The 12,035-nt window shown below is 69.7% G+C and carries 11 protein-coding genes and 1 tRNA gene; 9 read left to right on the top strand and 3 right to left on the bottom strand.

From position 1 onward, the window contains the following. Positions 1 to 93 precede the first annotated feature (93 nt). Both rplM and rpsI read left to right on the top strand, forming a co-directional pair. A complete protein-coding gene (gene rplM, locus DGO_RS11310; protein ID WP_014685654.1) occupies positions 94 to 519 on the top strand; it encodes a 50S ribosomal protein L13 in 426 nt (141 codons plus the stop codon). Positions 520 to 521: 2 nt separating this feature from the next. Further along, positions 522 to 923 (top strand): 30S ribosomal protein S9, encoded by a 402-nt coding sequence (gene rpsI / locus DGO_RS11305; protein ID WP_014685653.1) that lies wholly within the window; start codon positions 522 to 524, stop codon positions 921 to 923. A gap of 183 nt (positions 924 to 1,106) precedes the next feature. Here rpsI and DGO_RS11300 read toward each other — a convergent pair whose 3' ends face one another. Continuing rightward, positions 1,107 to 2,219: an FtsW/RodA/SpoVE family cell cycle protein gene (locus tag DGO_RS11300; protein ID WP_043802142.1), complete on the bottom strand. Its 1,113-nt coding sequence runs from the start codon at positions 2,217 to 2,219 to the stop codon at positions 1,107 to 1,109. Beyond that, the gene (gene murD / locus DGO_RS11295; RefSeq protein ID WP_226991355.1) at positions 2,216 to 3,511 is read right to left on the bottom strand and encodes a UDP-N-acetylmuramoyl-L-alanine--D-glutamate ligase; all 1,296 of its coding nucleotides are present in this window, start codon (positions 3,509 to 3,511) and stop codon (positions 2,216 to 2,218) included. Before murD ends, DGO_RS11300 begins: the two co-directional genes overlap by 4 nt. A gap of 146 nt (positions 3,512 to 3,657) precedes the next feature. Here murD and DGO_RS11290 point away from each other — a divergent pair. The 4 genes from DGO_RS11290 (at position 3,658) to DGO_RS24650 (ending at position 6,956) form a co-directional block, all read left to right on the top strand. Next, positions 3,658 to 3,732 (top strand) — tRNA-Ala (locus tag DGO_RS11290). Between the two features lie 149 nt (positions 3,733 to 3,881). Beyond that, positions 3,882 to 4,910, top strand: a complete 1,029-nt coding sequence (locus tag DGO_RS11285) for an RNA ligase (ATP) (RefSeq protein ID WP_014685650.1) — start codon at positions 3,882 to 3,884, stop codon at positions 4,908 to 4,910. A 145-nt stretch (positions 4,911 to 5,055) separates the two neighbouring features. Next, the gene (locus tag DGO_RS11280) at positions 5,056 to 5,682 is read left to right on the top strand and encodes an RNA ligase family protein (protein ID WP_014685649.1); all 627 of its coding nucleotides are present in this window, start codon (positions 5,056 to 5,058) and stop codon (positions 5,680 to 5,682) included. Further along, the gene (locus DGO_RS24650; protein ID WP_043802141.1) at positions 5,679 to 6,956 is read left to right on the top strand and encodes an AAA family ATPase; all 1,278 of its coding nucleotides are present in this window, start codon (positions 5,679 to 5,681) and stop codon (positions 6,954 to 6,956) included. The genes DGO_RS11280 and DGO_RS24650 overlap by 4 nt, the downstream gene beginning before the upstream one ends. Here the strand turns inward: DGO_RS24650 and DGO_RS11270 are convergent. Next, positions 6,943 to 7,908: a Bug family tripartite tricarboxylate transporter substrate binding protein gene (locus DGO_RS11270; RefSeq protein WP_050920792.1), complete on the bottom strand. Its 966-nt coding sequence runs from the start codon at positions 7,906 to 7,908 to the stop codon at positions 6,943 to 6,945. The two genes, DGO_RS24650 and DGO_RS11270, sit on opposite strands and share 14 nt — an antisense overlap. Before the next feature lie 386 nt (positions 7,909 to 8,294). Here DGO_RS11270 and DGO_RS11265 point away from each other — a divergent pair, with 386 nt between their 5' ends. The 3 genes from DGO_RS11265 to DGO_RS11255 all read left to right on the top strand — a co-directional run bounded on the left by DGO_RS11265 (position 8,295) and on the right by DGO_RS11255 (position 12,013). Further along, a complete protein-coding gene (locus tag DGO_RS11265) occupies positions 8,295 to 9,050 on the top strand; it encodes a sulfite exporter TauE/SafE family protein (RefSeq protein ID WP_014685646.1) in 756 nt (251 codons plus the stop codon). Beyond that, the gene (locus DGO_RS11260) at positions 9,047 to 9,346 is read left to right on the top strand and encodes a hypothetical protein (protein ID WP_014685645.1); all 300 of its coding nucleotides are present in this window, start codon (positions 9,047 to 9,049) and stop codon (positions 9,344 to 9,346) included. Before DGO_RS11265 ends, DGO_RS11260 begins: the two co-directional genes overlap by 4 nt. Positions 9,347 to 9,652: 306 nt before the next feature. Then, on the top strand, positions 9,653 to 12,013 hold the full coding sequence (locus DGO_RS11255) for a 3-hydroxyacyl-CoA dehydrogenase/enoyl-CoA hydratase family protein (RefSeq protein WP_014685644.1): 2,361 nt from the start codon (positions 9,653 to 9,655) through the stop codon (positions 12,011 to 12,013). Positions 12,014 to 12,035 lie beyond the last annotated feature (22 nt).

The raw sequence follows: 12,035 nt of genomic DNA, 5'->3' as shown, positions 1-12,035 counted from the left end.
CGGGCAGGCGACCCGGACACGCACGCAGTTTCCCCCCGGTTGCTCGCGGGGCGTGTCGAACCCCAAAATCCCAATCCCCGACGGAGTTTTACGGTGAAAACCTATATCCCCAAAAACGACGAGCAGAACTGGGTCGTGGTCGACGCGACCAACGTGCCGCTGGGCCGCCTCGCCACCCTGATCGCCAGCCGCATCCGTGGCAAGCACCGCCCCGACTTCACGCCCAACATCATCCAGGGCGATTTCGTGGTCGTGCTGAACGCCGAGAAGGTCGCCCTGACCGGCAACAAGCTCGACGGCAAGGTCTACACCCGCTACACCGGCTACCAGGGCGGCCTCAAGACCGAAACCGCCCGCCAGGCGCTGGCCAAGCACCCCGAGCGCGTGATCGAGCACGCCGTGTTCGGCATGCTGCCCAAGGGCCGTCAGGGCCGCGCGATGCACAGCCGCCTGAAGGTCTACGCGGGTGAAACCCACCCCCACGCTGCCCAGAAGCCCCAGACCCTGGAGGTCAAGTAAGCATGGCCGTCAACCAACCTGAACAGTTCTACGGCACCGGCCGCCGCAAGGCCGCCGTCGCCCGCGTCTTCCTGCGCCCTGGCGAAGGCAAGATCGTGGTGAACGGCAAGGAATTCCAGACCTACTTCCTGGGTCTGCTGCGCGCCTTCCACGCCCTCCAGGCGTTCCGTGAAACCGGCACCGCCGGCCGTTACGACGCTGTGATCACCGTCACGGGCGGCGGCCCCACCGGCCAGATCGACGCCATCAAGCTCGGCATCGCCCGCGCCCTGCTGAAGGTCAACCCCGACTTCCGCGCCCAGCTCAAGCCCCGTGGCCTGCTGACCCGCGACCCCCGCGAAGTCGAGCGCAAGAAGTACGGCCTCAAGAAGGCCCGCCGCGCGCCCCAGTTCAGCAAGCGCTGAAGCCCCGGCACCCCCGACCCCCTGGCCTGTGCCGGGGGGTTTTGCGTTTCTGGGGCGGTCTGGACGAGCGGATAAGACGGCGCAGCAGAGCAGGCTGGCGTTCTTTTCTATTCAACATTGCCCCTTGCGGACAGCAAGAACCCCACCGCCTGCCGGGCCGGTGGGGTTCTTTGTTGGGCCGGCTCAGTCGTCGGCAGGCATGGGCATCAGGTCGGCGGCGTTGTTTTCCTGGGGCAGCTGCTCGCGCACGTGGCGCAGCGCCGAGTGGATCACGCCCAGGGCGACGCTCATGGTCAGCATGCTGGAAAAGCCGTAGCTGACCAGCGGCAGCGGCACGCCCGTCACCGGGAAGATGCCGGCGGCCACGGCGAGGTTCACGAAGGCCTGCCCCACGATCATGAACATGCAGCCGATGGCGAGGATGCTCGCGCCGTGGACCTCGGGCGTCATGGGCCGGATACGCGAGGCGAGCTGCGCGACCTGCAATGCCGAGGACACGATGAGCCAGTACGCGAACAGCAGCATGACCACGCCCAGCAGCCCGGTGCTGAAGCCCACGGCCGCCACGACCATGTCGGTGTGGGCCGCGAAATAGTCCCAGCGCAGGCCGTCGGGACCGTGGCCCCACCAGCCGCCGAAATTGAGGTCGCGGTGCGCCATGCCGATCTGGTCGAGGCCCTGGGGCAGCGTCTCGTCGCGGTTGCGGTGACCGAACCAGCGTTCGAGGATGTAGGGGTGGCGCTCCAGATAGAGGCTGATGAAGGGAATGGACACCAGCCCCAGCGACAGCAGGAAGCCGCTGATGTTGCTGATGCGCACGCCCGCCGCGTACATCAGGATGATGCCCAGCCCGAAGGTCAGGACGCTGGTGCCCAGGTCGGGTTCCAGGATGACGAGCAGCGTCGTGAAGACGATCATGCCCGTGGCGCTCAGGAGCTTGTGCTGCACGCCCCGGCGCGAGAAGAACGAGGCCAGTTGCAGGATCAGGCCGAGTTTGGCGAGTTCGGAGGGCTGGAAGCGGATACCGATATTGATCCAGCGGCGGGTGCCCGGGCTGGTTTCCGTACCCACGCCGATGACCAGCACCAATATCAGCAGCACCAGCGTGACGCCCCAGAACACCGTACCGGCCTTGAGGAAGGTGCGCGGCTTGAGGCGGGCGACCAGGAAGGTCACAAGGATCGCCAGGACTGCCTTGCTGCCATGATCGACGATGAGCTGCGGGCGTGCGGCGGCCACGCCTATGAGGCCCAGGGTGATGAGGAGCAGTTGCGCGACGAGAAGCTGGACACTCACGCCTCCACCTCCGCCGCGAGGGCCAGGGCCGCCCGGCGAAAGCTCTCGCCGCGCGCCTTGTAGTCGGTGAACAGATCGAAGCTCGTGCCGATGGGGGCCAGCAGCACCGTGCCGCTCTGCCCGGGACCGCCCAGCGCCTCCAGGCCGGCGCGCGCCGCGTTCGCCATGACCTCGTCGCCGCCTTCACCCCGGACCGCCGTGAAGGGCAGGCCCAGTTGCCTGGCCAGCGCCTCGCCGTCCTGCCCGAAGGCGATGACCCGGGTGACCCGGCCCTGCGCGGCACTCAGCAGCGGTTCCAACTCCGCGCCCTTGTCGCGCCCGCCGACGAGCCAGGCGATGGGCGGGGTGGCCCGTTCCAGCGCGGCCTGCACGGCGAGCGTGCGGGTGGCGATGCTGTCGTCGATGAAGGCGACCTCGCCCACACGTGCCACCGTCTCGAAGCGCCCGCCGACCGGCCGCGCCGAGCACAGCGCCTGCGCCAGGGTGTCCGGGTCGGCCACGCGGCCCAGGTGCGCCAGCAGCGCTTCGGCGGCCAGCACGGCGGCGGCGGCGTTGGCGGGGTGGATGCCGGGATGCAGCTCGGCCGGGTCAAGGACGGCCGCTCCGTTCGCCAGGGCGATGTGCGCGGCCGAGAAGGATCGGCGCTCGGCGCGGGTGGCGATCTCCAGTCCTTGTGGGACGACCAGCACGTCGCCCGCTTGCTGCCCGGCCGTGATGTTCAGCTTGGCGGCGTGGTAGGCCTCCACCGTGCGGTGGCGGTCGAGGTGATCGGTGCCCAGATTCGTGACGACCGCCACCGGCAGCCGCAGCCCCGGCACGCGCTCGAGCTGAAAGCTGCTGAGCTCCACGACGGCGACCTCGGCCTCGTCTACCACATCGAGGAGAGGCGGATCGATATTGCCTCCCTCGCGGGCGTTCAGGCCACTTCCGCGCAGCAGGTGGGCGATGAGGACCGTCGTGCCGCCTTTACCCGCCGTGCCGGTCACGCCGACCATCGGTAATCGGGGCCGGGCGCGGGCGGCCAGCACGACCTCACCCACGATCTCTGCGCCGGCGCTGCGCTGCGCCAGCAGGTCAGGATGGTCGATGGGTACCCCGGGCGCGGCCACCACCGTGCGGTAATTTCCGCGTGGCTCGCCCCGGGTGTGGCCCAGTTCGGCCATCAGGGTCTCGTCCTGCGCCGTGGGCTGCGCGTCGTGCCACTCGGCGCGCACGCCCTCGCCGGCCAGAAAGCGCGCGACCCCCCGCCCGCTGCGCCCCAGTCCATAGATCAACACGTCTTTAGTCTTCACTTCACCGTCTGTTTCCGCTGCGCCAAACCCTGTCACGCCCCCCACGATAGGGGAAAAACCGCGTGCCCGGATGCGGCCCGGGTGTGGGGGCCGCCGGAGGGCGACTTGCCAAGTCGCGGGACCTCTGCTAAGCTCGTCGGCGCTGAGGGGGCTTAGCTCAGCGGGAGAGCATCCGCTTTGCAAGCGGAGGGTCTAGGGTTCGAATCCCTAAGCCTCCACCAAGAAAAACCGCGCCTGAAGCGCGGTTTTTTCTGTTCTATTGCTGGGCCACCTGGCCTGCTCGGGGCTGCCCATCTGGCCGATGTCCTGGCCTGGCCTGGCCGCGTAACCTGCCTGCCGGCAGCTCTGGAGGCTGCCCAGGAGAACGCTTATGGCCGAACGTCAAGTCATCAAGGACCGCGCCCGCCTCTTTCCCCACCCCAACGCCGAACGCCTGGAGCTGTGCAAGGTCGCGTCCTTCCAACTCGTGGTGCGCCGGGGCGAGTATGCGGACGGCGACCCCATCGTCATCGCGCCCGAACGGGCCGTGTTGCCGCCCGAGCTGACCGGCCGCTACGTCAACGCCGAGACGGGGGTGTCCTACCTGCACGGCCCGGAGAAGAACCGTGTCGGTGCGGTGCGTCTGCGCGGAGAGCGTTCGCAGGGTGTGGTCCTGGCGTTGCCGGACGTGGACGAGCTGCCCTTCGGCGAGGACCTCGCCGCGCGCCTGGGCATCACCTTCTGGGAGCCGCCCATTCCGGTCAGCATGGCCGGCGACGTGACGCCACTGCCTCAGGCCACCGACTACCGCCACCACGACGTGGAACAGTTCGGCATCTACGCGGGCGAGTTCCGGCCCGGCGAGCCGGTGACCGCCACCGAGAAACTGCACGGCACGCAGGGCGTGTACTTCCGAGCGGCGGACGGCGGATGGTGGGTCACGTCCAAGGGACTGTCGCGCCGGGGCCTGGGCCTCAGGCCGTCGGACACCAACGTGTACTGGCAGGCCGCGCGCTGCACGGGGCTTTTCGCCGCCGCCGACGCGGCCTTCCCGGCGGGCGAGCTTCAGGTCTTCGGCGAGGTCGTGCCGGTCCAGAAAGGGTTCTCGTACGGGCAGCGGCAACCGGCAGTGCTCGTCTTCAAGCTGGTCCTCGCGGGGCGACAGCTTCCGCGTGCCGAGTGGCCGGCGTGGTTCACCGCCCAGGCGGTCCCGGTGTTGTACGAGGGGCCCTTCGACGAGACGGCGCTGCGTGCCCTGCGGGACGGCCCCGAGACGGTCTCGGGCCGGGAGCTGCACATCCGTGAGGGGCTGGTGGTCACGCCCGTGGCCCCTCGCCGTACGGCCGACGGCCTCGACCTGAGCCTCAAGCTCATCTCGGACGCCTACGCGAAGAAGGAGACGGGCGAAGAATTCTCGTAGGGCTGGGAAAGCAGGGGCAGAGAGGGGGGCCGAGAGTCTGCCCCTATGCCCCAGCCTAGGCCAACTGGCGCAGGTGGCGACAGGCCGGACGGCGCTACCGGCGGCGCCCCCACCGCACTAGTCTGCGCCCAGGAGTACCCTGACCATGCGCCGCAAATATCCCCGTACCCCCCACCTGCCCTGGTCGCCCGGCGTGGCCCAGGACGACACCCGGCTCGGGCAGGCTGGGCAGTTCGCGGGGCAGGAGGTGGTCGTCACCGAGAAGCTCGACGGCGAAAACACCACCCTCGATCGCCAGGGCCTGCACGCCCGGTCGCTGGACCCCCGGCCCCATCCGTCGCGGGCCTGGGTCGGCGGGCTGCACGGCCGCGCCGGCTACCTGATTCCTGAGGGCTGGCGGGTCTGCGGCGAGAACCTCTATGCCCGGCACTCGCTGGCCTACACCGATCTGGAAGGGTACTTCTACCTGTTCAGTGTCTGGGACGAGACGGGAACGGCCCTGGCCTGGGACGACACCCTGACCTGGGCGCGGACCCTGGGGGTGCCCACCCCACGCGAACTGTACCGGGGCCCCTGGGACGAGGCGCTGGTGCGCGCCCTGCCGGTGGACCCGCAGACCACCGAGGGCTACGTGGTCCGCACGGTGGCCGGGTTTGCCCACGAGGCCTTCGCCGACCATGTCGCCAAATATGTCCGGGCCGGGCATGTCCAGACGGACGGGCACTGGATGCACCGCCCGGCCGTGCCCAACGGCCTGAGGAGACCGTCGTGAGACCCGAAGTGCAGGCCCTCCGGAGCCCCGACCTCCCCACGGTCCCCGACCTCATGCGGGCGCTGGCCGACGTGCTGCCGCTGCTCGCGCGGCTGGAACACACCCCGCAGGACCCGCGCTGGCACGCCGAGGGCGACGTGGCGCGCCACACGGCCCTGGTGTTCGCGGAGGCGGCGCGCCTGGCCGACGCCGAGGCCCTGGCTCCCGACGAGCGCCTGACCCTCCTGCTCGCGGCGGCCCTGCACGACATCGGCAAGGCGCTCACCACCCGGCTCGCCGGGGACGTGGGCGAGGGAGACGGAATGCACCTGATCTCGCCGCGTCACGCCGACCGGGGCCGCTCGTATCTGGCCTATCGCCTGCCGGAACTGGGGCTGCCGCCTCCGGTCCTGCGCGACGTGCTCGCCCTGGTCGGGCACCACCACGACGTGCCGCGTGTGCTGGAGGCCGGCGCCCCCGCCGCCTATCGCCGCCTGGTCCGGCAGGTGCGCCTGCCGCTGCTGTACCTGCTGGAGCAGGCCGACCTGCGCGGCCGTGTGGGCGAGGGCCAGGCCGGGCGTCTGGACGACCTCGAACTGTTCCGCATGCAGGCGCAGGACTATGGCCTCTGGGACGCTGCCGATCCGTACCGGGCCTGGGCAGAGGTGGTCGGGGCCGCGCTGCCGGGCGCGCCGCCCGCCCTGCTGGACCGCACGCTGGGTCAGGGCCTCCTCGACCACGAGGCCGGCCGCATCCAGACGCCCGAGGAGGCCGTGGCCCGCGCCTACCGCGCCCGCCGCGGCTTTGCCGAGCTGGTGGTGGTGTGCGGCCCCAGCGGCTCGGGCAAGAGCACCTGGATCGCCGGCACCCTGCCGGACCACGAGGTCGTGTCGCTCGACGACCTGCGCGCCCGGCTGACCGGCCGGCGGGCCGACCAGTCCATGAACGGGCAGGTCATGCAGGCGGCCAGAGAAGCCCTGCGCGCGGCGCTGCGGCGAGGCGGAAAGGTCGTCTGGGACGCCACGGGGTTGCGGCGCGACGCTCGGCGCATGGTGCTGGGCCTGGGGCTGGACTACGGCGCGCTGACCACCCTGGCGGTGTTCCAGCCGCAGCCCGGCGACCTGGGGGCGCGCAATCTGGGCCGCGCCCACGCCGTGCCGGGTGGGGTCCTGGCCGCGCAGCTCGCCAGCGCCGAGTTTCCGTACCTGCCCGAGGCCCACCGCACCCTCTGGGTGGACGGCGCCGGGCAGACGACCGGGCAGGGGGGTTTCGCGGCCAGCCTCAGTTGGTCTTGATGTTCAGTTCCCTGAGCAGGTTGTTCACGTACCCGCGCTGCGAGCGGATGAATCTGGTGAAGTTGTCCCCGGAGGCGAAATAGGGGCTCCACTTGTTCTGGGCGAGCTGCTGCTGCCAGGTCGCCGTGCGCGACATGCGGGTGAACATCAGGACGAGCTGCGTGCGCGCCGCTTCGGTCAGGCCGGTGGGGGCCACGATGCCGCGCCAGTTCGACACGTCCACGTCCAGGCCCTTGTCCACGAAGGTCGGCAGGTTGATCCCCTCGACCGGCTCGGGGGCCGAGATCGCCAGTCCGCGCACCTGCCCGCTGCGGATCAGGTCGTCCACCTCGCTGTAGCCGGCGCTCACCACGTCGAGTTCGCCGCCCAGCATCGCCTTGGTCGCCTGCGCGCCGCCCGCCGAGGGGACGTAGCGCACCTGCGCGGTCGAAATCTTGAGTTCCTGCGCCAGCTTGGACACGGCGATCTGGCCGCTGCCCCCCGCACTGCTGCCCCCGAAGCGGATGCTGCCGGGACTGGCGCGGAAGCGCGCGATGAGGTCCTCGACCGTGCGGTAGGGCGAGTTGGCCGGCACCACGAAGACCTCGTAGTCGGTGGTCAGTCGGGCGATGGGCGTCACGTCGGCCGAGAGGTCGTAGTTCGCGCCGTTGACCGGAATCCCGGCGACCATCACGAAGCCCGTCATCATGAGCTGGTTGGGCTGGCCGCGCAGCTTCACGAAGTCGGCCAGGCCCACGGTCCCGGCCTTGCCCGGCACGTTGTAGACCTCGACCTTGTCGCGCAGCCCCTCCTTTTTCAGCGTGTCGGCGATGGCGCGCGCGGTGTTGTCCCAGCCGCCCCCGGCGGTCGCGGGAGCCAGGATACGCAGGGTGGTGAGGTCCTGGGCCTGGGCAGGGGAGGTGGCGACGAGTAGCAGCAGGCCAGAGCAGAGGAGCAGGGAAGAACGCAACATGATGGACCTCGGAGTAGAAGAGGAGAAGCGGCGTGGGCCGGCAGAGGCAGACCCCGAAGTTGAGATTGTCGTGAAGACAGCATGAAAATTTTCGTCTCACCTGACCGTGACGGGCCGGAACTTTAAGCCCGGTCCCCGAGGCCTGACGGCTGCGAGGGGCATCTCCGCTCATCGGGCGAGCTGCGTGCGGCATCTGCTCAGGAGTGCTCAGGAGTGCTCGCGATCTGCTCAGAAATCCTGGCGGGTCAGTCGGGCTTCGGCTGATGTCGAAGGGTCGTCCAGCGGCAGGCGGCACGTGCTCAGGCCGTGACATCGCCGTCAGAGAAACGTTCTTCCGGTGGCGGCCGTGTTAGCCTCGGCGGCGTGAGAGGGTCTTGATTTCGGCAGTGACGCTCGCGGTCCTCGCCATCGGCCTGCTGGCCGGGGTGCTGGGGGCCATCCTGGGGCTGGGGGGCGGCGTGGTGGTCGTGCCCGCGCTGGAATTCGTGCTGCCGCACTTCGGGCGCGACATCTCGATCGCTCAGGCGGTCGCCATCAGCCAGATCGGCGTGCTGGCGGTCGGTCTGAGTGGCGCGGCCAGCTACCTGCGCCAGGGCCTCGTGCGCGCCCGCACCGGCTACCTGCTCTCGCCCTACACCATCGTCGGTGGGGCGGCCGGCAGCTTCCTGGGGCTGGTGCTGCCGGCGCGTGTGGTGGCGACCGTGTTCTCGGCGCTGCTGCTGTACTCGGCCTACAACCTGCTGCGAGGGCTCAAGCGGGTGGACGCCGAGCGCGAGCCCTCACGGCTGGTGCCCCCGGCCATGACCTTCGCGGGGGTCATGAGCGGCCTGCTGGGGATCGGCGGGGGCACGGTACAGGTGCCGGTGCTCAACCTCATGGCGGGCGTGCCCATCCGGCAGGCCATCGCCACCTCGACCTTCATCATGGGCCTGACGGCGGTGGGCAACGCGCTCGTGTATCAGGCCGGCGGGCTGCTCGACCTGCCGCTGGCGGGGGCCGTGGCGCTGGGGGTCCTCATCGGGGCGCGGGCGGGGGCCGGGCTGCAAAGCCGCATTCCCGCCGCGCAGCTCAAGCTGTTTTTCAGCCTCCTGCTGATCTTCACGGCCGGGCAACTGCTCTGGAAATACTGGGTGCACCTGTGAGCGCTCCCGAGTCCCGCTCCCCGGCGGCCCCGGCCCAGGACCGCAGCGAGCTGGCCGGTCTGCCCGACTGGCTGTATCCGGCCGGCTTCTGGGTGGCCGTCACGGTGCTGGCGCTGGGCCTGTTCTTTCCGCGCGTGGCGGTCTGGGGGGTCGCCTGGGTCGGCGCGGTGCCGGTCCTGGCCGCCCTGTGGGTCGCCGTGGCCGCATGGAAGCGGGACCGCCGCCTGAGCGCCGCCGCGCTGGCGGCGCTGGCGGGTCTGGCACTCGTATTCGTGGTCAAACAGTTCATCGGCTGAGTCGCCCGGGCCACTGCCGACAGAAAGCGGGCACCCAGGCCGAGGTACAGGGCAGGGGTGCCTGCGGGTCAGTCGGTTCCACCCACCGACGGAAGCCGTCAACAATTCAGGGGCTTGTCCTCCACTATAAGCCGCCCTCCGCCGAACTGTTTTCCGGGCATGAGAAGGCAGGCTGTCCGTTCGTAGACCGCCTTCTCATCTCGGGTCGGGCGGCCACGTGGCCGGCGCCGCCAGTGGACAAACCCGGGGGGAGCCTCTAAACTTTGGACCGAGTCTAATTTAAATTTCCCACCCGCCGGAGGTCAGATGAAGCTTCAACCCCACCGCATCCAGCAGGCGGCCGTGATCGGCGCGGGCGTCATGGGCGCCGCCATCGCCGCGCAGCTCGCCAACGCCGGCATTCCCGTCACCCTGCTCGACATCGTGCTGCCGGACAACCCGGACCGGAACTTCCTGGCCAAACAGGGCATCCAGCGGGCCCTCAAGGCCCGGCCCGCCGCCTTCATGGACCCCGCGCGCGCCGCCCTGATCACGCCCGGCAACCTCGAAGACGACCTCAAGAAACTCGGGGGCGCCGACTGGATCGTCGAGGCGATCATCGAGAAACTCGACGCCAAGCGCGACCTGTGGGCGAAGGTCGAGCCGGTCGCCAAGAAGACGGCCATCATCTCCAGCAACTCCTCGGGCATCCCGATGCACCTCCAGATCGAGGGCCGCTCCGAGGCCTTTCAGCGGCGCTTCGTGGGCGCGCACTTCTTCAACCCGCCGCGCTACCTGCACCTGCTGGAGGTCATCCCGACCCCGCAGACCGATCCCGAGATCCTGCGCGCCTTCAGCTCGTTCGCCGAAGCCACGCTGGGCAAGGGCATCGTCGTCGCCAACGACGTGCCGGGCTTCGTCGCCAACCGCATCGGCGTGTACGGCATCGTGCGGGCCATGCAGCACATGCAGGCGGCCGGGCTCACGCAGGACGAGGCCGACCAGCTCACCGGCCCCGCGCTGGGCCGCGCCAAGAGCGCGACCTTCCGCACCGCCGACCTGTCGGGGCTGGACATCATCTACCACGTCGCCTCGGATCTGGACAAGGCGACCCCCGCCGACGAGGACTTCAGCCTGACGGACACCTTCCGGTCGCTCGTCGAGGACAAGAAGTTCCTCGGGGACAAGACCGGCAGCGGGTTCTACAAGAAGACCAAAGACGAGAAAGGCAAGACCAAGATTTTGTCCCTGAATTTAGACACCCTGGCCTACGAGGACCGGGGCAAGGTGAGGGTGGCGGCCGTCGAGGCCGTCAAGGGCCGGCCGCTGGCCGAGCGGGTGCGGGCGCTGTACGCGGCCGAGGGCAAGGAGGGCGACTTCCTGCGCGGCGTGATGAACGACGGGTTCTGGTACGCCGCCAAGATGGCCGGGCATGTCAGCGACCGCCTCCAGGACATCGACAATGCCCTGAAATGGGGCTTCGGCTGGGAGCAGGGGCCCTTCGAGACGATGGATACCCTGGGCGTCCAGACCGTCATCGCCAACCTGGAAGCCGAGGGCCGTGAGCTGCCGCCCCTGCTGGCCGCCATGAAGGCCAGCGGCAGGGACGCCTTCTACGCGGGCGGCGAGACCGTGACCCCGGCGGGCGAGCCGACCCCCTACGCCGCGCCGTATTTCATCCTGACCGACCTGAAGAAGGACGCGACCAAGGTCGTCAAGAAGCGTGCGGGCGCCAGCGTCGTGGACCTGGGCGACGGGGTGCTGCTCGTCGAGTGGCACGCCAAGATGAACGCGCTGGGCGAGGACCAGTTGCGCGCCGTGCAGGACGCCCACAAGCTCGTGCAGAGCATGGGCTACGCCGGGCTGGTCGTGGGCAACCAGGGCGAGAACTTCAGTGCGGGCGCCAACCTTCCCCTGATCCTGTCGCAGGCGCAGGCCGAAGAATGGGACGAGCTGGACGACGCCATCAAGCAGTTCCAGACGGCCACGACCTCCATGCGCTTCTCGCCGCACCCCTGCGTGGTGGCGCCCTTCGGCCTCGCGCTGGGCGGCGGCTGCGAGTTCAGCATCCACGCCGACCGCGTGGTGGCGAGCGCCGAGACGTACATGGGCCTGGTCGAAGTGGGCGTGGGCCTGATTCCCGGCGGCGGCGGCACCAAGGAAATGCTGCTGCGCTTTACCGACATGCAGCAGCCGGGGCAGCAGCTCGGCATGGCCCTGCTGCCGGCCGTGCAGCGCGCCTTCGAGCTGATCGGCACCGCCAAGGTCAGCACCTCGGCCCTGGAGGCCCGCAAGCTCGGGTTCCTGCGCGACCACGACACGGTCGTGATGAACAAGAACCACGTGCTCGAAGAAGCCAAGCGCGCCGTGCTGGACCTCGCGCCCGACTACGTGCAGCCCGTGATGCGCCAGGACATCCCCGTGATGGGCGACGCCGCCATCGCCGCCGTCAAGAGCGTGCTGTACGGCATGAAGGAGGGCGGGTACATCTCGCCCTACGACCACGAGGTCAGCCTGCAACTCGCCCGCGTGCTGTCGGGCGGCACCGGCAACAACCGCGCCGCCAAGGTGAGCGAACAGCATCTGCTCGACCTGGAGCGCGAGGCCTTCCTGACCCTGCTGGGCAAGAAGGGCACGCAGCAGCGCATCGAGCACATGCTCAAGACCGGCAAGCCGCTGCGCAACTGAAGGCCGCGCCCGCCAAGGAGTC

The organism is Deinococcus gobiensis I-0 (assembly GCF_000252445.1).
Lineage (GTDB): Bacteria > Deinococcota > Deinococci > Deinococcales > Deinococcaceae > Deinococcus > Deinococcus gobiensis.
Note: the sequence above shows the minus strand (reverse complement) of the source record. Positions and strands in the feature narration are given on the sequence as shown.